The sequence below is a fragment of the Kitasatospora sp. NPDC054795 genome (assembly GCF_053611565.1).
Genome location: NZ_JBSHAP010000050.1, coordinates 1 through 18,576 on the forward strand (window position 1 = coordinate 1; position 18,576 = coordinate 18,576).

At 74.5% G+C, this 18,576-nt stretch carries 19 protein-coding genes; 7 read left to right on the plus strand and 12 right to left on the minus strand.

Going from position 1 to position 18,576, the window contains the following annotated elements:
* From ACWGJO_RS19450 to ACWGJO_RS19465, 4 genes are all read right to left on the minus strand, one after another.
* Positions 1-747: ISL3 family transposase (locus ACWGJO_RS19450; RefSeq protein WP_452185278.1), on the minus strand; the 747-nt coding region annotated here is incomplete at its 3' end.
* A gap of 201 nt (positions 748-948) precedes the next feature.
* On the minus strand, positions 949-1,695 hold the full coding sequence (locus ACWGJO_RS19455; RefSeq protein WP_452185280.1) for a hypothetical protein: 747 nt from the start codon (positions 1,693-1,695) through the stop codon (positions 949-951).
* A gap of 89 nt (positions 1,696-1,784) precedes the next feature.
* On the minus strand, positions 1,785-2,381 hold the full coding sequence (locus tag ACWGJO_RS19460) for a PadR family transcriptional regulator (protein WP_452185282.1): 597 nt from the start codon (positions 2,379-2,381) through the stop codon (positions 1,785-1,787).
* 129 nt (positions 2,382-2,510) lie between these two features.
* Complete coding sequence (locus ACWGJO_RS19465) at positions 2,511-4,553, minus strand: oxidoreductase (RefSeq protein ID WP_452185284.1); 2,043 nt, start codon at positions 4,551-4,553, stop codon at positions 2,511-2,513.
* Positions 4,554-4,895: 342 nt separating this feature from the next.
* Here ACWGJO_RS19465 and ACWGJO_RS19470 point away from each other — a divergent pair, with 342 nt between their 5' ends.
* On the plus strand, positions 4,896-6,284 hold the full coding sequence (locus tag ACWGJO_RS19470; RefSeq protein WP_452185285.1) for an FAD-dependent monooxygenase: 1,389 nt from the start codon (positions 4,896-4,898) through the stop codon (positions 6,282-6,284).
* On the opposite strand, the gene ACWGJO_RS19475 is transcribed toward ACWGJO_RS19470, so the two are convergent.
* The gene (locus ACWGJO_RS19475) at positions 6,266-6,841 is read right to left on the minus strand and encodes a TerD family protein (protein WP_387689824.1); all 576 of its coding nucleotides are present in this window, start codon (positions 6,839-6,841) and stop codon (positions 6,266-6,268) included. The two genes, ACWGJO_RS19470 and ACWGJO_RS19475, sit on opposite strands and share 19 nt — an antisense overlap.
* A 148-nt stretch (positions 6,842-6,989) precedes the next feature.
* On the minus strand, positions 6,990-7,406 hold the full coding sequence (locus ACWGJO_RS19480) for a hypothetical protein (protein WP_452185288.1): 417 nt from the start codon (positions 7,404-7,406) through the stop codon (positions 6,990-6,992).
* A gap of 128 nt (positions 7,407-7,534) precedes the next feature.
* Here ACWGJO_RS19480 and ACWGJO_RS19485 point away from each other — a divergent pair, with 128 nt between their 5' ends.
* Together ACWGJO_RS19485 and ACWGJO_RS19490 are read left to right on the plus strand one after the other, a co-directional pair.
* A complete protein-coding gene (locus ACWGJO_RS19485; RefSeq protein ID WP_380352839.1) occupies positions 7,535-7,828 on the plus strand; it encodes a hypothetical protein in 294 nt (97 codons plus the stop codon).
* Positions 7,829-7,967: 139 nt separating this feature from the next.
* On the plus strand, positions 7,968-8,378 hold the full coding sequence (locus ACWGJO_RS19490; RefSeq protein WP_452185290.1) for a hypothetical protein: 411 nt from the start codon (positions 7,968-7,970) through the stop codon (positions 8,376-8,378).
* A 92-nt stretch (positions 8,379-8,470) separates the two neighbouring features.
* On the opposite strand, the gene ACWGJO_RS19495 is transcribed toward ACWGJO_RS19490, so the two are convergent.
* Positions 8,471-10,066 (minus strand): glycerol-3-phosphate dehydrogenase/oxidase, encoded by a 1,596-nt coding sequence (locus ACWGJO_RS19495; RefSeq protein ID WP_452185292.1) that lies wholly within the window; start codon positions 10,064-10,066, stop codon positions 8,471-8,473.
* Complete coding sequence (locus ACWGJO_RS19500) at positions 10,063-10,671, minus strand: TetR/AcrR family transcriptional regulator (protein WP_452185294.1); 609 nt, start codon at positions 10,669-10,671, stop codon at positions 10,063-10,065. Before ACWGJO_RS19500 ends, ACWGJO_RS19495 begins: the two co-directional genes overlap by 4 nt.
* Positions 10,672-10,745: 74 nt before the next feature.
* Here ACWGJO_RS19500 and ACWGJO_RS19505 point away from each other — a divergent pair, with 74 nt between their 5' ends.
* The 3 genes from ACWGJO_RS19505 (at position 10,746) to ACWGJO_RS19515 (ending at position 13,554) form a co-directional block, all read left to right on the plus strand.
* Positions 10,746-12,314, plus strand: a complete 1,569-nt coding sequence (locus ACWGJO_RS19505; protein WP_452185296.1) for an FAD-binding oxidoreductase — start codon at positions 10,746-10,748, stop codon at positions 12,312-12,314.
* Complete coding sequence (locus ACWGJO_RS19510; protein WP_452185298.1) at positions 12,311-13,219, plus strand: diacylglycerol kinase; 909 nt, start codon at positions 12,311-12,313, stop codon at positions 13,217-13,219. Before ACWGJO_RS19505 ends, ACWGJO_RS19510 begins: the two co-directional genes overlap by 4 nt.
* A gap of 71 nt (positions 13,220-13,290) precedes the next feature.
* The gene (locus ACWGJO_RS19515) at positions 13,291-13,554 is read left to right on the plus strand and encodes a hypothetical protein (RefSeq protein ID WP_452185300.1); all 264 of its coding nucleotides are present in this window, start codon (positions 13,291-13,293) and stop codon (positions 13,552-13,554) included.
* Between the two features lie 63 nt (positions 13,555-13,617).
* Here the strand turns inward: ACWGJO_RS19515 and ACWGJO_RS19520 are convergent, their stop codons facing one another.
* The 3 genes from ACWGJO_RS19520 to ACWGJO_RS19530 all read right to left on the minus strand — a co-directional run bounded on the left by ACWGJO_RS19520 (position 13,618) and on the right by ACWGJO_RS19530 (position 15,609).
* The gene (locus tag ACWGJO_RS19520) at positions 13,618-14,535 is read right to left on the minus strand and encodes a DUF6891 domain-containing protein (protein WP_452185302.1); all 918 of its coding nucleotides are present in this window, start codon (positions 14,533-14,535) and stop codon (positions 13,618-13,620) included.
* A gap of 51 nt (positions 14,536-14,586) precedes the next feature.
* On the minus strand, positions 14,587-14,808 hold the full coding sequence (locus ACWGJO_RS19525; RefSeq protein WP_452185304.1) for a hypothetical protein: 222 nt from the start codon (positions 14,806-14,808) through the stop codon (positions 14,587-14,589).
* 201 nt (positions 14,809-15,009) lie between these two features.
* The gene (locus ACWGJO_RS19530; RefSeq protein ID WP_452185306.1) at positions 15,010-15,609 is read right to left on the minus strand and encodes a hypothetical protein; all 600 of its coding nucleotides are present in this window, start codon (positions 15,607-15,609) and stop codon (positions 15,010-15,012) included.
* Positions 15,610-15,928: 319 nt separating this feature from the next.
* Between ACWGJO_RS19530 and ACWGJO_RS19535 the strand changes: the two genes are divergently transcribed.
* Positions 15,929-17,083, plus strand: a complete 1,155-nt coding sequence (locus ACWGJO_RS19535; protein ID WP_452185308.1) for a Cmx/CmrA family chloramphenicol efflux MFS transporter — start codon at positions 15,929-15,931, stop codon at positions 17,081-17,083.
* A 103-nt stretch (positions 17,084-17,186) separates the two neighbouring features.
* On the opposite strand, the gene ACWGJO_RS19540 is transcribed toward ACWGJO_RS19535, so the two are convergent.
* Positions 17,187-18,545 (minus strand): DUF2252 domain-containing protein, encoded by a 1,359-nt coding sequence (locus ACWGJO_RS19540; RefSeq protein ID WP_452185310.1) that lies wholly within the window; start codon positions 18,543-18,545, stop codon positions 17,187-17,189.
* Between the last annotated feature and the right edge of the window lie 31 nt (positions 18,546-18,576).

The following is an 18,576-nucleotide window of genomic DNA, read 5'->3' on the forward strand; positions in this document are numbered from 1 at the left end:
TTCCTTCAGGACGGTCTCGCAGAGGTTGCGCCAGATGTGCCACCGGTCACCGACCTGCACCGCTTCGGGCAGAGCCCGCCGGACGGCCTCGCCGTAGGCCCCGGAGCCGTCCCGGCACACCACCTCGACACCCGGGTGCTCGCGCAGCCACGTTTCCAGGGTGTCGGCACCCCGCCCGGGCAGGACGTCGATCCGCTCGCCGGTCTCGGCGTCGATCAGCACGGTCGCATACCGGTGACGGCGGCGCAGGGCGAAGTCGTCCACGCCCAGGACCCGCGGCGCCCGTCGCGCGGGTAGGGGCACCCGCAACAGCATCCGCAAAGCCGTGGACCGGGAGGCCGGTACGGCGAGCACCGCCAAAAGCCGCGACGCGGCCCGGCCTGCTAACTCCTTTACCACAGAACCGAGTTGGCTCGTGAGACGGTTCGTGCGACGTTGGTAGCGCTCGAGCAGGCTGGGCACCTGCTCGCGGAACGTCTGTCGCCGACAGCCGAGTACCGGGCAGGCCAGGCGGCGAACGCGCACCACCACGAGTACCCGCCGGCCGTCCGCCGGCACGTCCGCCACCGTCCGGTGATGGAAGCCGTGCACCCGGTCCGTCGGCGCCCCGCAGACCGGGCAGGGCACCGGACCGTCCTGGGTCCGGGCCACCACCCGAATCACCTCACCCTCGTCCACTACATCCTCGATCACCAGCGGCGACAACCCGGAAAACACCGTGCCCACAAGCTCGTTGACATTTCGCATGACCTGCCAACGACACCCATCACGCTTCGTTACCACCGATTACGGGACAGAGCCGATTACGGGACAGAGCCCACTGTTCGGGGTAAAGCCCAGCGGGCGTGTAACCCGCCCCGGTCGACGGTCGATCACCGCGGCCCCCGGCCGAGCGCGCGAGGCGTTCGGCCGGGGGCTGCGGTGCTGTGCGGAGGGGGCGGGGTCTGGTCAGACGCGCTGGCCCTCGGTGGGGGTAGCGGTGGGGGCTGTGGTGCTGCCGGCCTGGGTGCCGAGGGTGCGTTCGACCTTGGCGACGGCGGTGCGGTACTGCATGGAGGCGGCCTGCTCGGAGGTGGCCTGGCGTTCGAAGAAGCCGAAGGCCATGGCGACCGTGCCGAAGCGCTCGATGCCGACGTAGCCGTTGAGTCGGACGCCGGCCAGGGTGCCGTCGAGGTGGACGGCGGGGGCGTCCTTGCGGTCGCCGAGGGTGACCGGGGTGACGGTGAAGGTGACCTCGTCGTCGGTGCCGCCGTTGAAGGTGATGCTGTGGCAGGTCTTCAGGGCGTCGGTGACGGTGTTGAAGTCGGCGGTGAGCTGGTCGGGCGCCTCGGCGGCGAGGACCTGGGTGGTCATCGGGTTGCCGTCCGGACCGTCGAGTTCGACCGCGGCGTGCGAGGTGTTGGTGCCGGTCTGGGTCGCGCGCATGTTGATGAGGGCGCTGAGCGCGGCGCAGCCCGTCACCGGGGTGGGGTTCCCGCTGGGGCCGGGGCTTGGGCTCTGCGTCACCGGGATCTCGGTGTGGCCGGGGCCGAGGTCGGCCGCGGTCAGCAGGGCCGATTTCAGCTGGTCGGCGGAGGGCAGTTGCTGGGCGTCCTGGGCGGGCACGGCCGTTGCCGGCAGGGTGGCCGGGCCCAGGGCGACCGCCACGGCGGCGGCCGCGGCGGCGAGGGCGTGGATGGGCCTGGGACGAGTCATGCGGGCCCCCGGTCGAGGGTTCGGGCAGGGACAGCCACCAGTGTCCCACCGGGGGCCGGGCGGAGCGCGCGGGCGGGGATCTCCGCAGGTCAGGACCTATTCGAAGGGTCGGCGGACGGAGCGGGCGGAGCCGAGAGGGCGGAGGGAAGGGCGTCGAGGGCCTCCAAGGCTTCGAGGGTCTCGGCGAGCCACTGCACCCAGAAGGTCTCCAGTCCGATGCCGGCCCGCAGTACCGCGTGCTGGAGCGGGTTTCCGGTGTCCGTCCGCTCGGCCGGGAAGTCGTGCCGCTCGATCTCCCGGTAGTCGGCCAACTGCGCGCGGTGCAGGGCGAGGTGGCGGCCCAGCTCGGCCGTCAGCCCGTCCGTGCCGACCACCGCGGCCGCCCGGAGCCGCAGCAGCAGGGGCTCCCGGACGGCGCGGGGCGCGGCGCCCTCGGCGGTCCAGCGGGCGAGTTCGGCGCGGCCCTCGGGCAGGACCTCGTACTCCTTCTTCTGTCCGCGCACCGGCCCTTCCGGCTGGAGGGCCCGGATGTGCCCGGAGGCCTCCAGCCGGCCCAGTTCGCGGTAGATCTGCTGGTGGGTGGCGGGCCAGAAGAAGCCGATCGACTTGTCGAACCGCCTGGTCAGCTCCAGCCCCGAGGACGGTTTCTCCAGCAGGGCGGTGAGGATGGCGTGCGGCAGCGACATGGGGTCGATCGTACGGGGCCGACCGCGGGCGGCGGGCCCGGCTCGGCCCCGGACGGACACGGACGGACACGGAGGGGCACGGAGAGTACGAGGGCGTGCAGGGGCGTGCCGGCCGGGATACGGACCGGGTCAGAGGGTGGCGGCGAGTTCGGTGCCCTGCTTGATGGCCCGCTTGGCGTCCAGTTCGGCGGCCACGTCGGCGCCGCCGATCAGGTGCGCCGGCAGGCCGCGCTCGCGCAGTGCCTCGTACAGGTCGCGGCGCGGCTCCTGGCCGGTGCAGAGCACGACGGTGTCCACGGGCAGCAGTTGGCGTTCGCCGTCGACGGTGAGGTGCAGGCCGGCGTCGTCGATCAGGTCGTAGGTGACGCCGGGGACCATCACCACGCCGCGGTGCTTGAGTTCGGTGCGGTGGATCCAGCCGGTGGTCTTGCCGAGGCCGGCGCCGACCTTGCCGGTCTTGCGCTGGAGCAGGTGGACGCTGCGCGGGGGCTTGGGCCGCTCCGGGGTGCGCAGGCCGCCGCGCTCGCGGTAGTCCGGGTCGATGCCCCACTTGGCCTGGAACAGGGGCGGGTTGAGGCTGGCCGCGTCGCCCGGGTCGGTGAGGAACTCGGCCACGTCGAAGCCGATGCCGCCCGCGCCGAGGATGGCGACCCGCTCGCCGACCGTCGCGCCGCCGCGCAGCACGTCGAGGTAGCCGAGCACGCTGGGGTGGTCGATTCCGGGGATGTCGGCGGGAGTTCGCGGGGTGACGCCGGTGGCGAGGACGATCTCGTCGTGGCCCTGCTCGGCCAGCTGTTCGGCGGTGACGGTCGCGCCGAGCCGCAGGGTGACGGCCAACTCGGCCAGCCGGGTGCGGAAGTAGCGCAGTGTCTCGTCGAACTCCTCCTTGCCGGGGATGCGCCGGGCGATGTCGAGCTGTCCGCCGATCGTCCGGGCGGCGTCGTACAGGGTGACGTCGTGGCCGCGCTCGGCGGCGGAGACGGCGAAGGCGAGGCCGGCCGGGCCGGCTCCGACGACGCCGATGCGCTTGCGCGACCGGGTGGGGCCGAGGACGAGTTCGGTCTCGTGGCAGGCGCGGGGGTTGACCAGGCAGGAGGTGATCTGGAGGTTGAAGGTGTGGTCGAGGCAGGCCTGGTTGCAGCCGATGCAGGTGTTGATGGCCTCGGCGCGGTCGTCCCGGGCCTTGGCGACGAAGTCGGCGTCGGCGAGCAGCGGGCGGGCCATCGAGACCAGGTCGGCGCTGCCCTCGGCGAGCAGACGCTCGGCGATCTCGGGGGTGTTGATGCGGTTGGTGGTGACCAGCGGGATGCCGACCTTGCCCATCACCTTCTTCGTGACCCAGGCGAAGGCGCCGCGCGGCACCGAGGTGGCGATGGTGGGGATGCGGGCCTCGTGCCAGCCGATGCCGCTGTTGATGATGGTCGCCCCGGCGGCCTCGACGGCCTGGGCGAGCTGCACGACCTCGTCCAGGGTGGAGCCGCCGGGCACCAGGTCGAGCATGGAGAGGCGGTAGACGATGATGAAGTCCTCGCCGACCCGTTCGCGGACCCGGCGGACGATCTCCACCGGGAAGCGCATCCGCCGCTCGTACGGGCCGCCCCACTCGTCCTCGCGGTGGTTGGTCGCGGCGACGACGAACTCGTTGATCAGGTAGCCCTCGGAGCCCATGATCTCGACGCCGTCGTACCCGGCGCGGCGGGCGAGTTCGGCGCAGCGGGCGAAGTCCTCGATGGTCTGCTCGACCTGCTCGGCGGTGAGCGCGTTGGGCGTGAAGGGGCTGATCGGGGCCTGGATCGCGCTGGGGGCGACGAGGTCGGGGTGGTAGGCGTAGCGGCCGAAGTGGAGGATCTGGAGGGCGATCCTGCCGCCGGCGGCGTGCACCGCGTCGGTGACGGTCCGGTGCTTGTCGGCCTCCTCCTCGGTGGTCAGCATCGCGCCGCCCTCCCAGGGGCGCCCGGCCTCGTTGGGGGCGATGCCGCCGGTGACGATCAGGCCGACGCCGCCGCGGGCCCGTTCGGCGTAGAAGGCGGCCATCCGCTCGTAGCCGCCGGGGGCCTCCTCCAGGCCGACGTGCATGGAGCCCATGATCACGCGGTTGGGCAGGGTGGTGAAGCCGAGGTCGAGCGGGCTGAGCAGGTGCGGGTAGCGGCTGCTGCCGGGGTGGGCGCTCATCGACGTCTCCTGGGGCGCGGGCTGGGGGTCGTTGTTACCGCAGGGTAGGGGACGGGCGGCGGGGTATGCAACTAGTTGCATAAGGCTGGACAGGGTGTCCGGACAGACCCTCCGGGCGCTCCCGGAGGCGCCCGACCGACCACCCGAAGACCCCTCCGGACGGCCATCCGGACGGCCCTCCGGATGGCCCGAACACGCCGCCGGAACCCGGCCGGCGGCGTATCGTCGTGTACCGGACATCACCGGGGCGACGTGTACCGGACATCACGGGGGCGACGCAACGGCGTCCCGGACATCGCCGCGGCGCCGCGGGGACGACACGAGCTCGGGAGAGGAGCGGCCGTGCGGGGTGGCTCGGTGGCCGTGGTCGGGGGCAGCATCGCCGGAAGCGCGTTCGCCGGCGCCGCCGCCCGGCTCGGCGCGGAACGCGTGGTGGTGCTGGAACGCAGCCCCGGCCGGCTGGAGGACCGCGGCGTCGGGCTGTGCACCCACAACGACCGCTTCGACGAACTGGTCCGGACCGGGCACCTCGACGCGGACACCCGCCGCCACCGCCTCACCGTCCGCCGCTGGGTCGCCCGGGGCGCGGGCGGCGAGGGCGACGGCCCGGACGGCTGCGGTCGGCTGCTCTGGGCCCAGCCCTTCCCCTTCCACTCCCACCACTGGGGCGTGCTCTGGCAGGCGCTGCGCGAACGGACGCCCCGGCAGGTCGAGTTCCGGCTGGGCGCCACCGTGACGGCCGTCGGCAACGGGCCCGACGGCGCCTGGGCCGAAGCGGGTGGCGGCCGCGAGACGTACGACCTGGTGATCGGCGCCGACGGCTACCGCTCGGTGGTCCGCGCGGCCGTCTGCCCCCGGGCCGAACCCGAGTACGCGGGGTACGTGTGCTGGCGCGGCAGCTACGACACCGCCCTGCTCGCCGAGCTGCCCGGCGGCGCGGCGCCCTGGCCCGAGGAGCAGTGCATCACCGCCTGCTACCCCGGCGGCCAGGTGGTGATCTACCGCATCCCCGGGGTCGAACCCGGCCGCACCCAGGTGAACTGGGTCTTCTACGCCCCCACGCCCGCCTGGCTGCGGCTGGACGGCCCGACCAGCATCCCGGCGGGCAGCCTCCTCGACGGACAGCTGGACGAACTGCGGCAACTCGCCGAGCGGTACCTGCCGCCGTACTGGGCCGGCCTGGTCACCCTGACCCCGCGCGAACGGACCTTCCTGCAGCCGATCTACGACCTGGCCGCCCCGCGCCGCACGGCCGGCCGGCTGCTCATCGGCGGGGACGCCGCCACCGTGGTGCGCCCGCACAACACCAGCGGCGCGGTCAAGGCGATGCAGGACGCCCACGCCTTCGAACTGGCGGGGCGGGAGGCCGGCTCCTGGTCGGCCCTGCTGGCCGCCTACGACCGCGAACGGACGGAGTCCGGGCGGGAGTTGGTGGAGCTGGGCCGCACCCTCGGCCGGGCCCAGGTCACCGGGGCGCCGGACTGGTCGGGGATGGACGAGCCGGGCATGGCCGCCTGGTGGCAGCACCAGTTCACCGGCGGCGGGGGTTTCGGCGGCCACGCGCTCGACCGTACCGGCCGAGCGCTCGCGGCGACCGCCGAAACCACGTCAACCCGCGCGGGGCGGACGGACGTCGACGTCGACGGTGGTGACGTCCACCATGGCGGCGAGAACGGCACCACCGGTGGCGACGCCGGCGGCTACGACGACGATCAGACGTTCACGCCGTAGTCGGTCGCGATGCCGCGCAGGCCGGAGGCGTAGCCCTGGCCGATGGCCCGGAACTTCCACTCCACGCCGTTGCGGTACAGCTCGCCGAAGACCATCGCGGTCTCGGTCGAGGCGTCCTCGGTCAGGTCGTAGCGCGCGATCTCCAGGCCGTTGGCCTGGTTGATGATCCGGATGAACGCGTTGCGCACCTGGCCGAAGTTCTGCAGCCGGGCGTCGGCGTCGTAGATCGACACCGGGAAGACCACCTTGGCCACGTCGACCGGGACGCGGTCCAGGTCGACCTTGATCTGCTCGTCGTCCCCGTCCCCGCCGCCGGTCAGGTTGTCGCCGCTGTGCTCGACCGAACCATCGGGGCTGCGGAGGTTGTTGAAGAAGACGAAGTGCTGGTCCGAGACCACCTTGCCCAGCGCGTTGCACAGCAGCGCGCTGGCGTCCAGGTCGTAGTCGGCCCCGGTGGTGGTGCGCACGTCCCAGCCGAGACCGACGATCACGGCGCTCAGACCGGGCGCCTCCTTGCTGAGCGAGACGTTGCCGCCCTTGGCCAGCGAAACTCCCACAATGCCCTCCTCGGATCTCTCCCTGTGGACGAATCTACAACACTGTAGAGATCACGAGAATCCGTCTGGAGGCGGGCCCGCCCCGGGATTTTCTCCGGGTCGCGCACGGGAACCGTGCGCGGGAGCCGCCGCAGGGCAGGTCACGGCGTCACTGCACGGCGTCGATCTCGATCCGCAGCGCGCCGTTCTCGGCCGTCGCCCGGCGGCCCCAGTCCAGCAGCAGGCGCAGCACCGCCCGCTCGGCGGCCGGGAGCCGGGTTAGGTCCACCTGCTCGATCTCCCGGACCAGCGCGGCCGTCGCCGGCTGCCGGATCCGGCCGGCGAAGTCGAGGTCGGGCTCGTGGCGGGCGAGGGTGGGCAGGGTCCGCGCACCCAGGCGGCGCAGGACGGCCCGCAGCGCGCCGCCGTCCGCCCAGGCCTCCAGGCGCCCGGGCCGCGGCGCCGGGCCGGCCTTGCGTCCCGTCCTCGCCTTGACGGGCACCCGGTACAGGCCGAGGACGTACTCGTCCTCGGCCACCTCCTTGTCCGGCCCGTACGGCCGCAGGCCACCCGCTGTGCTCCGCATGCCGAGCACCCTAGCGACCTCCCGTCCTAGACTGGCAGTGGATTTCCCCTCGTCGCCTCTCCCCCGCTTCCCCTCGTCGGCTCTTCCCCCGTTTCCCCTCGTCGCAGGCCCGGTCGCCGGAGGTCCCGATGCGCCAGCGGTACAGTTTCCACCTCGACCGGGGCGGGCACTCGGTGACCGTCAACGTCCGGTCCGGCTGGATCACCGAGACCGAGTTGCTGGTCGACGGCAAGGAGTGCGCCTTCCACCGCGTCCACGGGCACGGTGTCTACCCGCTGACTCTGGCCGCCCAGGTCGCCGAGGAGCCGCCGAAGCCGCTCGCGGTCCGGCTCGACCGCACCGGCCGGGCCGAGCACCCGCTCGCCTGCGTCCTGGAGCTGTCCGGCGCCGAGCACCCGATGCCCGAGCGCACGGCGCGCTGAAACACCCCGTTCGGGTGGTTTGCCCCCGAATATCGGAAAACCGTACGATCCAGGGTCGGCCCGGACGAGCCGCCTCCACGAGCCGGACTCCCACGAGCCGCGCCCCGCGAGCCCCCACACAGACGGCGAAGGCCTGCGCATGACCACCCCCGCGACCCCCGACACCTTCGACGGCCTGCTGCGCGAGGTGATGGCCGACGCCGAGCGCTTCGGCCACCGCCAGCACGTCCGGCTCACCTGGCTCGCCGTGCGCCGCCACGGCGCCACCGCCGCCCTCGACCTGATCGGCGAGGGCATCCTGCGCACCGCCACCAAGGCCGGCGCGCCGCAGAAGTTCCACATCACCATGACCCGGGCCTGGGTCGAGCTGGTGGCACTCCACGCGGACGACGACGCGACGGGCTTCGAGCAGTTCGCCACCCTGCATCCGGACCTGCTCGACAAGGACCTGCTCGCCCGCCACTACCGTCCGGGGACGCTCGCGAGCGAGCAGGCCCGGACCGCCTGGGTGGAGCCGGACCTCGACCCCTTCCCCCGGGCCGCGGCCTGACGATCCCCGGGCCCCGGCCCGCTGCGCCGACCGGTCGGCGCAGCGGGTGGAACCGCCCGACGCCGACCGCCCGACGCCGACCGCCCGGCGCGTCAGCTCCCCCGAACCTCCCCGAGGCACTCCGCCACGATCTCCTCGACCGCGTCGCGGGCCCGCTCCGCGTCCTGCGCGACCAGCCCGATCCTGGTACGGCGGTCGAGCACGTCGGCCGCGTCCAGCGCGCCCTCGTGGCTGACGGCGTGGGCGATCTCGGCGCGGGTCACGTCCAGACCCTCCGCGATCGGCGTCAACTCCCCCGCTGCCAGCACCTCGTGGGCCGCACCGCCGTGGCGGGCGAGCAGCGAGGCGGGCACCTGGCCGACGGCCCCCGCGCCGGCGGGCAGCGGGCGGCTGTCCCCGTGGCCGGGGGCGCCGATCAGCGGCAGCCGGGCCGTCCAGCAGGCGCGGGCGGGCAGGCCGCGCAGCCGGACGGCGGTGTCCACCGCGTCCTCGGCCATCCTGCGGTAGGTGGTGAGCTTGCCGCCGACCACGGTGATCACCCCGGACGGGCTCTCCAGCACCGCGTGCTCGCGGGAGATGTCGGCGGTGCTGCCGTCGCCGGTGTCGATCAGCGGACGCAGACCGGCGTACGCGCCGCGCACGTCCGCGCCGGTCAGGGCGGTGGCGAGGGCGGCGTTGACGGTGTCCAGGAGGAACGAGCGCTCGGCCTCGGTGGGCTGCGGCTCGTCCGGGATCGGACCCGGGGCGTCCTCGTCGGTCAGGCCGATCGCGACCCGGCCGAGCTGCTGCGGCAGGGCGAAGACGAACCGGCTGGTGGAGCCGGGCACCGGCACGGTGAGGGCCGCGGTCGGGTGGCCGAGCGCCTCCGCGTCCACCAGCAGGTGGGTGCCCCGGCTGGGCCGGAGCTTGATCGAGGTGTCCACCTCGCCCGCCCAGACGCCGGTGGCGTTGACCACCGCGCCGGCCCGGACGGCCAGCTCCCGCCCGGTCAGGGTGTCGACCAGCCGGGCCGAGGTGCCGTCGACCTGCTCGGCGCGCACCCTGGTCAGCACGGTCGCCCCGTACTGCGCGGCGGTCCGGGCCAGCGCGACCACCAGCCGGGCGTCGTCCACGAGTTGGCCGTCGTGGGCGACCAGCGCGCCGCGCAGCCCGTCCGTCCGCACACCCGGCACCAGCCGGCGGGTCCGGTCGGCGTCGATCCGGCGCACCCTGGGCAGCAGCGCGCCCGGGGTGCCGGCCGTCAGGCGCAGCGCGTCCCCGGCGTGGAAGCCCGTGCGGATCAGCGCGGCCTGGCCCGGGCGCAGCAGGTCGGGGAGCAGCGGCACCAGTTGGGGCAGCGCCCGGATCAGGTGCGGGGCGGTGCGGGTCATCAGCACGCCGCGCTCGACGGCGCTCTCCCGGGCCACCTTGATCCGCCCGGAGGCGAGGTAGCGCAGGCCGCCGTGCACCAGCTTGGAGCTCCAGCGGCTCGTTCCGAAGGCGAGGTCGCGAGCCTCGACGAGCACCGTGCGCAGGCCGCGCGAGGCCGCGTCCAGGGCCACTCCGGCGCCGGTGACGCCGCCTCCGACGACCAGGAGGTCGATCCGGGGGTCGTCGCCGAGCGCTTGGAGTTCCAGCGTGCGGCGGGCGGCGTCGAGCCGGCCGGTGCCCGCGTACGGGCCGGCGTGCGGGCCTGCGGTGGGGGTCATGGCGCGAGGTATCCGTTCAGTGCTCTGGCCAGTTCGCGCCGCCAGGCCGCCTCGGGCAGCAGGGAGGCGACCATGCGGTGCGACTGGACTGTGGACTGGGCGATCAGCAGGACCATGGCGGCCAGTTCGAGCGGCTCGCCGGCCCGGATCGAGCCGTGCGCCTGGCCGTGCTCGATGCCGGCGCGCAGCGCCTCCAGCAGGCCGCGCTGGCTGGCGCCGAGCCGCTCGACGACGTACTGGAGCAGCAGGTCGGAGTCGTCGGAGTGCAGCAGTGCGCCGAGCACCGGGTGGTCGCGCAGCCGGACGGCGATCTCCACGACCCGCTCGACGAGGGTCTCCCGGTCGTGGGCGTCCAGCCCGGCGCCCTCCAGGGTGGTCAGGATCTCCCGGGTGAGCAGCGCGCCGATCACCGCCCGGACGTCCGGCCAGCGGCGGTAGACGGTCGGGCGGCTGACCCCGGCGCGGCGGGCGATCTCGGACAACTGGGTCCGGCGCACGCCGAGATGGACGATCAGGTCGGCGGCGGCGTCCAGGATCGCGTCGTCGGTGCTGCGCTCCCCGGGGGCCGGGGGCGGCGTCTGAGGCTCGGCGTTACTACTTGACATGATGTGTGAAACTGTAACGCATGGCACCTGAGACGCAAGCGGGACCGGCCGGCGCCGCACTTCCGCTCCCCCCGATGAAGTGGGACGCCTGGGGCGACCCGGCCCTCGCCAAGGAACTGTCCGCCGACATCAAGGGACTGCTCGCCGCCGCCCTCGGCGTCACCGGCGACGCCGCCCCCGGGCCCGGCGCCGACGAGGTCGTCCTGCGCCCGTCCCGGATCTCCGCCGAGGACCTCAAGGCACTCGCCACCGCCGTCGGCGAGGCCCACATCAGCGCCGCCGACGCCGACCGGCTGCCGCGCGCCGGTGGCAAGTCCACCCCCGACCTGCTGCGCCGCCGCAGCCGCGAGGCACAGGACGCCCCCGACGCCGTCGTACTGCCCGGCAGCGAGCAGGAGGTCGCCGCCGTCCTCGCGGTGTGCGCCGAACGCCGCATCGCCGTCGTCCCGTTCGGCGGCGGCACCAGCGTGGTCGGCGGCCTCGACCCCGAGCGCGGAGCCTTCGACGCCGTCGTCTCCCTCGACCTGCGCCGCTTCGACCAGCTGCTCGACCTCGACGAGACCTCCGGCGAAGCAGTCCTCGGCGCCGGCCTCACCGGCCCGGCCGCGGAGGCACTGCTCGCCGAACGCGGCTGGGAACTCGGCCACTACCCGCAGAGCTTCCGCTACGCGACCATCGGCGGCTTCGCGGCCACCCGCTCCTCCGGCCAGGACTCCGCCGGGTACGGACGCTTCGACGAGATGGTGCGCGGACTGCGCGTCGTCACCCCCGCCGGGATCCTCGACCTCGGCCGCGCCCCCGCCTCCGCCGCCGGCCCCGACCTGCGCCAGCTCTTCCTCGGCTCCGAAGGCACCCTCGGCGTGATCACCGCCGTCCGGCTGCGCATCCACCGGCTGCCCGCCGTCAAGGCGTACGAGGCGTGGAGCTTCCCCGACTTCGCCACCGGCACCGCCGCGCTGCGCGCCGTCGAGCAGCAAGGCACCGGCCCGACCGTGATCCGGCTCTCCGACGAGGCCGAGACCATGATCAACCTGGCCATGACCGAGCAGATCGGCGGCGCCCCGGCGGTCACCGGCTGCCTTGCCGTCACCGTCTTCGAGGGCACCGCCGCCCAGGTCGCCGCCCGCCTGCAGCTCACCCGCGACACCCTGCTCGCCACCGGCGCCACCTCGCTCGGCGAGGTCCCCGCCCGGGCCTGGGAGCACGGCCGGTTCAACGCCCCCTACCTGCGCGACTCGCTGCTCGGCGCGGGCGCGCTGTGCGAGACCCTGGAGACCGCGACGAGCTGGAGCCGCCTGCCGGCCCTGCGCACCGCCGTCACCGAGGCGCTCACCGGCGCCCTGCCCGGCTCCCTCGTGCTCTGCCACATCTCGCACGTCTACCCGACCGGTGCCTCGCTCTACTTCACCGTCGTCGCCGCCCTCGGCGAGGAGCCGCTCACCCGCTGGGGCGCCGCCAAGCGCGCCGCCGGGGACGCCATCCTCGGCGCCGGCGGCACCATCAGCCACCACCACGCCGTCGGCGCCGACCACCGGCCCTGGATGACCGAGGAGATCGGCGACCTCGGCGTGCGCATCCTGCGCGCCGTCAAGGCCGAACTCGACCCGGCGGGCATCCTCAACCCGGGCAAGTTGATCCCGTGAACGAGGTGAGAACCGTCCGCAGGGTCGCCGTTCTCACCAACCCGGCGGCGGGCGCCGGCCATGCCGAACCCGCCGCCCACCGGGCCACCGCCCGGCTGCGGGCCCTCGGCCTCCAGGTCGAACCGCACGCCGGGCGCTCCCCCGAGGACGCCGTCCGCCTCGCCCGCGAGGCGGTGGCCGGCGGGGTGGACGCGGTGGCCGTCGTCGGCGGCGACGGCATGATCAACCTCGCCCTCCAGGCCCTGGCCGGCACCCCCGTCCCGCTCGGCGTGATACCCGCGGGCACCGGCAACGACCACGCCCGCGAGTACGGCCTGCCGCTCGGCGCCCCCGAAGCCGCCGCCGACGTCATCGCCGCCGGACGCACCCGCGGCATCGACCTCGGCCGGATCACCGGCCCGGACGGCGCCGTCCGCTGGTACGGCTCCGTCCTCGCCACCGGCTTCGACTCCCTGGTCAGCGACCGCGCCAACCGGCTGCGCTGGCCGCGCGGCCGGATGCGCTACAACCTCGCCATCCTCGCCGAGTTCGCCAACCTGCGCCCGCTGCCGTTCCGCATCACCCTCGCCGACGGCACCGTCATCGAACGCGACCTCACCCTGGCCGCCGTCGGCAACACCCGCAGCTACGGCGGCGGCATGCTGATGTGCCCCGCCGCCCTCCCCGACGACGGGCTGCTCGACCTCACCCTCGTCGACGCCATGCCCCGGCTGCGCATCGCCCGCTTCTTCCCGACCCTCTTCAAGGGCACCCACGTCACCTACCCGGAGGTCACCACGCTGCGCACCGAGTCCCTGCGGATCGAGTCCCCCGGCATCACCGCCTACGCCGACGGGGAGTTCATCGCCCCGCTCCCGGTGGACGTCGCGGTCGCCAAGGACGCCCTGCGGGTGCTGGTGCCGTGAGAGGCTGATGCCGCGGTCCGGACCCACGGGCCGGACCGCGGCACCGGTCACCGGCGGGAGGGCTGACGGACATGCACCTGGCACTCACCGTGACACCCCACGGCATCCCCGTCCTCGGCGTCCTGGTCGGCGCGGCCATGCTCGCCGTCGCCCTCTGGGACGCCCGCCGCTTCCCCGGCGAACCCTGGTTCCGCTGGCTGCTCCCCCTCGGCCTGGTCGTCGAGTACGCGGCCGTCGCCACCCTGTGGCTCCCCCTCGTCCCCGTCGGCGCCGTCCTCCTCGGCGCCGGCCTCGGCCTCACCAACTACTGGCGCTGGACCCGCCGGCGCACCTGACCACCCACCGGCTGCCGCACCACCAACCGGCTGCCGCACCCCCGGTCTCACGCGCCCCCGGTCTCACGCGCCCAGGCGGCGGCGCCACAGCAGCGGGCGTATCTCGATCGCGTGGGACGGGTCGCCGTTCCAGACCGTCGGCAGGCCGGCCTCCGTCAGGGCGGCGACCACCTCCCTCCCGACCGCGACAGTGGTCGCCGGGGAGCCGTCGAAGCCGCCGTACAGCAGGGACAGGCCGTGACCGGCGGCAGCGGACTCGGTGCACTGGGCATGGAAGCAGACGAAGCCGCGCGCTTCGGGGATGCCGACCTCGGCGATCTCGGCGTCCGCGCAGGAGCGGCAGCAGCCGAAGTCCTCCCGGGCCGTGAGGCCGCCCGCCTCCAGGGCGGCAAAGGCCCTGGTCAGGCGCTCCGGGTCGGTCTCGCCGATCCAGCCGCTCTGCTCGCCGACCCGCTCCAGCCAGAGCCGGTCGGCGAGTTGCTCGGCCTGTGGGCGCGAGAGCGGGCGGCGGTCGCCCGCGACCAAGTACTCCTCGGCCTGTTCGGCGAGCCCGGCACGGTCGGTGTAGCCGCAGGCCAGCGTCAACCGCAGCCGCTCCTCCAACTCCCTCCGCTCACCCGCCTCCAGGTCGATCGGCGGCACCGGCTCCGACGCCGGGCCCAGGTCGAGCCGCCGCCAGTCCAGGCCCTCGTCCCAGCCCGCCGCACCGCGCGCCCAGCCCGTCATCGCCTCGACCACCGGCTCGGGCCCGTCCAGCCGCACCTCGAAGTGCCGCTCGGCGGAGCCGTCCCGATGCTCCAGCGTGTACTCCTCGCCGTCGGCGTGCCACACCTGCACGTACACGTCCGGCAGGTCCGGTATCCGCTCCACGACGAGGAAGCGGTCGTCCGGCGCACCGATGCGCCGGACCATCCCCGCCAGTTCGTCCGCCGACACCCTCAGGTGCCGCGTCTCGTTCGTCTGCACCGCGATCGCCAGCATGACGTCACCCTCGCACACGCCACTGACAATCCCCGCGGACGATCCCGCAGTTCAGCCCCGGTGCACCCGCCCCCGGCCGGCCACGAAGGCCACGCCAGCGGCCAGCAGCAGGACGGCGGCCGGACCGAGCATCGCCCACAGCCGGTTCAGGACGTCGGCCAGCACCGCCCGCCCGCCGTCGCCCGACTCCATGCGCCCGACCGCCCACAGCGCCGGCGGCAGCAGCAGCGCGGTGGCGGCCACGATGCCGCCGGCTCTCCCACGGTTCGTCATCGAACTCCCCCTCTTCGGTTTCCGGGCATCCTGGAGGTGGTCGTCCCGGCCCGGCCGGCAGGTTGTCCGGTGCCCTGTTCCCCCTGGCGGCGGTAGAGCCGCGCATCGTGGCCGCCGGCCCATTCGCCGTGAGCCTCGTGCCTCGCACCAGGCTCAAGGAGGGTTCGGGCCCCTCCTCGATCGCCATGTCCGGCTGGGAACCTAGACGGTCCGCACCTTGCCGGCGCTCTCGGTGAGGGTCGGTTCGCCGGTGGCGGGGTCGACGGTGAAGACGCGGTAGCCGGCGTCGGTGGTGATGCGGACGTGGCCGGCGTCGGACCACTGCGCCGAGACGAACTCGCCGTGCCCCGGGAACGCCTGTCGGACGGTGAGGACGTGCCACCGGCGGGCCGAGAGGCCGGTGCCGGTCTCCAGCGCGATGTGGAAGGTGTTGCTCTCCTGCTCCGAGTAGCCGCGGTTGACCACGGTCAGGACGTGGTCCGTCCGGCCCGGGGAGCTCGTGCGGATGTCCGAGCGGACCGGCTCCTGGAACGAGCCGAGGACGGACGCGCCCACCGCGAACAGCAGCCCGAGGACCCCGACCGCCGTCGCCACCCCGCCGACCGTGTCCCGACGGCCGCGGACCAGGCGCGCCGCCAGGAGCAGGACGGCGGCCGCGCCGACCAGCAGCACCGGCCGGTTCAGGGCGTCGGCCACCACGGCCCGTCCGCCGCTGCGGGACTCGAACCACCCCACCACGCCCACGGCCGGCGGCAACAGGGCCGTCGCGGCCAGGACCCCGCCGATTCTCACACGATTCATCGAACCCCCTTGCGGGGCACCTTAGACGGCGTGGTCCTCCGGCGCATCCGGATGGCCGCACTGGGTCCACGGGCCCACCGGGGCAGCCGGAAAACCGGGTGCTTCGACGGCGGAGGGTCGGGTAGCGTGCCGGGCATGTCGAGCCCTGAGGCATCCAGGGTGGGGGCTTTCGGTCACGCGCCGTCAGCCCCCTGAAACCCGGAAGCACTGAACCACCGAGGTCCGAGCGAGCGCCACGTCCGCGCCGCCCGGGGGTTGAGCGTGCGGTGACGAGACGTCCGTCCTTCTCGTTCCCATCGCCCCGCTTCGGAGCCTCTCGATGCCCCTTCCGCTCTATCTGCTCGCCCTGGCCGTGTTCGCCATGGGCACCTCGGAGTTCATGCTCGCCGGGCTGCTGCCCGGCCTCGCCGCCGACCTCGGCGTCACCGTCGGCACGGCCGGCGCGCTGACCTCGGCCTTCGCGGTCGGAATGGCGGTCGGTGCGCCGCTCATGGCCGTTCTCGTCCGCAGCCGGCCGGGGCGTGGCAGCCTGCTCGGGTTCGTCCTGGCGTTCGCGGCGGCGCACGCGGTCGGGGCGGTCACCGCGAGCTTCCCGGTGCTGCTGGCCACCCGGGTGGTGGCCGCGCTCGCCAACGCCGGGTTCCTGTCCGTGGCGCTGACCACCGCCGCCGCGCTGGTCCCGGCGGACCGCAAGGGACGGGCGCTCGCCGTGCTGCTGTCGGGGACGACGGTGGCGACGGTGGCCGGTGTCCCGGGCGGGGCGGTGCTGGGCGCGGCGTTCGGGTGGCGTGCCGCGTTCTGGGCCGTCACGCTGCTCTGCCTGCCGGCCGCCGTCGGCATCGCCAAGGGCCTTCCGCCCCACGCCGGTTCGGCCGACCGCACCCTCTCCGCCGTCCAAACGCTGCGCGCGGAGCTCGGCGAGCTGCGTCGCCCCCGGCTGCTCCGCGCGATGCTGCTCGCCGGGCTGGTGAACGCGGCGACCTTCGGCGGTTTCACCTTCCTCGCCCCCGTGGTGACCGGACCCACCGGGTTGGGCGACCTGTGGGTGCCGGTCGCGCTGGTGCTGTTCGGCGCCGGGTCGTTCGCCGGGGTCACCGTCGCCGGGCGGCTCGCGGACCGGCGCCCCGGCCGGGTCCTCGCGGTCGGCGGCCCGCTGCTGCTGGCGGGCTGGCCCGCGCTCGCCGTTCTGGCCGGGGCACCGGGCGCTCTGCTGCCGCTTGTGTTCCTGCTGGGCGGGCTGTCCTTCGCGGTCGGCGGCACCCTGATCACCCGGGTGCTGTACGAGGCGGCCGGGGCCCCCTCCCTGGCCGGCGCCTGTGCGACCGCAGCCCTCAACCTCGGCGCCACCGCCGGCCCGCTGCTGGCCGCCGCCTCCCTCGGTACGGCGGCCGGCGAACTCGGCCCGTTCTACGCGGGCGGCCTGCTGGTCGCCGCCGCGCTGCTGGTCGCGGCGGTGCGGCGGACGGTCGGCTGAGCCGCGTCGGAGCCGGCGCCGGGCGGTGACGGGTGGCGGTGGCGGAAGCCGGCCGCCGCCCGCGGCCCCGCCGACCCCGGCGGGCGCCGGTTCACCCCCCGGTTCACACCCCGGACACCGCTGCCAGCCGCCCGTCCGCGATCGCCGCCACCAGTTCGCCGTGGTCGGCCTTCGTGCGGTCCGCGTAGCGGAGGGCGAAGTCGGCGACGGCCTCGGCGAAGGTGTCCGCGCTGCCGAGGTAGCCGGCGATGGCCAGGCGGTCGCCGGTGCGGGCGTGGGCGCGGGCGAGGGTGCGGCCGCAGAGCTCGGCGTAGGCGCGCAGGCCGGAGGGGGTGAGGTCGGCGATCTCCGTCGAGCCCTTCATGTCGCGCAGTTGGCGGCCGTAGTAGTGGCGCCCGCCGGGGCCGGTGGTCCAGCCGAGGAAGATGTCGCTGGCGGCCTGCATCAGGTGCTGCCCGGTGACGACCCGCCGGCCGCCGTGGTGGGCGGACACCTCGGCGTCCACCCGCAGCGGCGGCAGGTGTTCCTCCAGCACCGACCGGCCGGCCTCCTTGAGCTGGAGGAACAGCGGGTCGCGGCCGTCCCGGCCTTCCAGCAGCAGGATGTAGCAGCGGGTGCCGACGCTGCCCACGCCGACCACCTTGGTCGCCGCGTCGACGAAGCGGAAGCGGTCCAGCAGCACCCGGCGGGACTCCGGGAGGGTCGACCGGTAGTCGCTGAACACCTGGCCGACGGCGCGCAGTTCGGTCCGTTTCAGCGGCTCGATCAGCGGCGGTGCGCTGATGATCCGGCGCCGCCCGTCCCGTTCCTCGGTGAGTTTGCCGAAGGCCTGCAGGCTGGTGCGGCTGCGGGCGTGGGCGAGGCCGGACTCCAGTTGCTTGCGCTGTCCCGGCTTGCCCAGCAGTGCCGGGAGGTCGGCGGTGTCCACGCGGGCGTACCAGACGTCGAGTTCGCCCTTCCCGGCCAGTCGCCGCATGGCGTCCGCGTACCCCTGGACGGCGGTGAGCGCGGCCCGGCGCGCCCGCCGCTCGTCCTGGCCGTTGTCGCGGGCGGCGACGGCGACGCTGGCGGCGAGCCGTTTGACGTCCCATTCGAAGGGGCCGGGGTGGGTCTCGTCGAAGTCGTTGACGTCGAAGAGCAGTGCGCGTTCCGGCGAGGCGTACAGGCCGAAGTTCAACAGGTGGGCGTCGCCGCAGAGTTGGACGGTGAGGCCGGTCTCGGGGAGGGCGCCGAGGTCGGCCGCCAGGACGGCGGCGGCGCCGCGCAGGTAGGCGAAGGGGCTCGCCGCCATCCGGCCGCGGCGGATCGGCAGCAGCCGGGTGATCCGGTCCTCGCACTGCCGTTCCAGCACGTCGAGCGGGTCGGGCCGGTCGGCGGCGGGGATCCACCGGCCGTGGGCGGAGCGGGAGATCCGTTCCCGGGCGGCCCGGCCGCGGCGGCGGCGTTCGGCGGGGGTGGTCATGGCGGCGGCTCCGTCCGTCGGCGGGTCCTCT

Bases quoted from the DNA above. Each gene is read 5' to 3' on its own strand.
- ACWGJO_RS19455 (WP_452185280.1), bottom strand. From the start codon at position 1,695: ATGACTCGTCCCAGGCCCATCCACGCCCTCGCCGCCGCGGCCGCCGCC.
- ACWGJO_RS19460 (WP_452185282.1), bottom strand. From the start codon at position 2,381: ATGTCGCTGCCGCACGCCATCCTCACCGCCCTGCTGGAGAAACCGTCC.
- ACWGJO_RS19465 (WP_452185284.1), bottom strand. From the start codon at position 4,553: ATGAGCGCCCACCCCGGCAGCAGCCGCTACCCGCACCTGCTCAGCCCG.
- ACWGJO_RS19480 (WP_452185288.1), bottom strand. From the start codon at position 7,406: ATGCGGAGCACAGCGGGTGGCCTGCGGCCGTACGGGCCGGACAAGGAG.
- ACWGJO_RS19485 (WP_380352839.1), top strand. From the start codon at position 7,535: ATGCGCCAGCGGTACAGTTTCCACCTCGACCGGGGCGGGCACTCGGTG.
- ACWGJO_RS19490 (WP_452185290.1), top strand. From the start codon at position 7,968: ATGACCACCCCCGCGACCCCCGACACCTTCGACGGCCTGCTGCGCGAG.
- ACWGJO_RS19495 (WP_452185292.1), bottom strand. From the start codon at position 10,066: ATGACCCCCACCGCAGGCCCGCACGCCGGCCCGTACGCGGGCACCGGC.
- ACWGJO_RS19500 (WP_452185294.1), bottom strand. From the start codon at position 10,671: ATGTCAAGTAGTAACGCCGAGCCTCAGACGCCGCCCCCGGCCCCCGGG.
- ACWGJO_RS19505 (WP_452185296.1), top strand. From the start codon at position 10,746: ATGAAGTGGGACGCCTGGGGCGACCCGGCCCTCGCCAAGGAACTGTCC.
- ACWGJO_RS19515 (WP_452185300.1), top strand. From the start codon at position 13,291: ATGCACCTGGCACTCACCGTGACACCCCACGGCATCCCCGTCCTCGGC.
- ACWGJO_RS19520 (WP_452185302.1), bottom strand. From the start codon at position 14,535: ATGCTGGCGATCGCGGTGCAGACGAACGAGACGCGGCACCTGAGGGTG.
- ACWGJO_RS19525 (WP_452185304.1), bottom strand. From the start codon at position 14,808: ATGACGAACCGTGGGAGAGCCGGCGGCATCGTGGCCGCCACCGCGCTG.
- ACWGJO_RS19530 (WP_452185306.1), bottom strand. From the start codon at position 15,609: ATGAATCGTGTGAGAATCGGCGGGGTCCTGGCCGCGACGGCCCTGTTG.
- ACWGJO_RS19535 (WP_452185308.1), top strand. From the start codon at position 15,929: ATGCCCCTTCCGCTCTATCTGCTCGCCCTGGCCGTGTTCGCCATGGGC.
- ACWGJO_RS19540 (WP_452185310.1), bottom strand. From the start codon at position 18,545: ATGACCACCCCCGCCGAACGCCGCCGCCGCGGCCGGGCCGCCCGGGAA.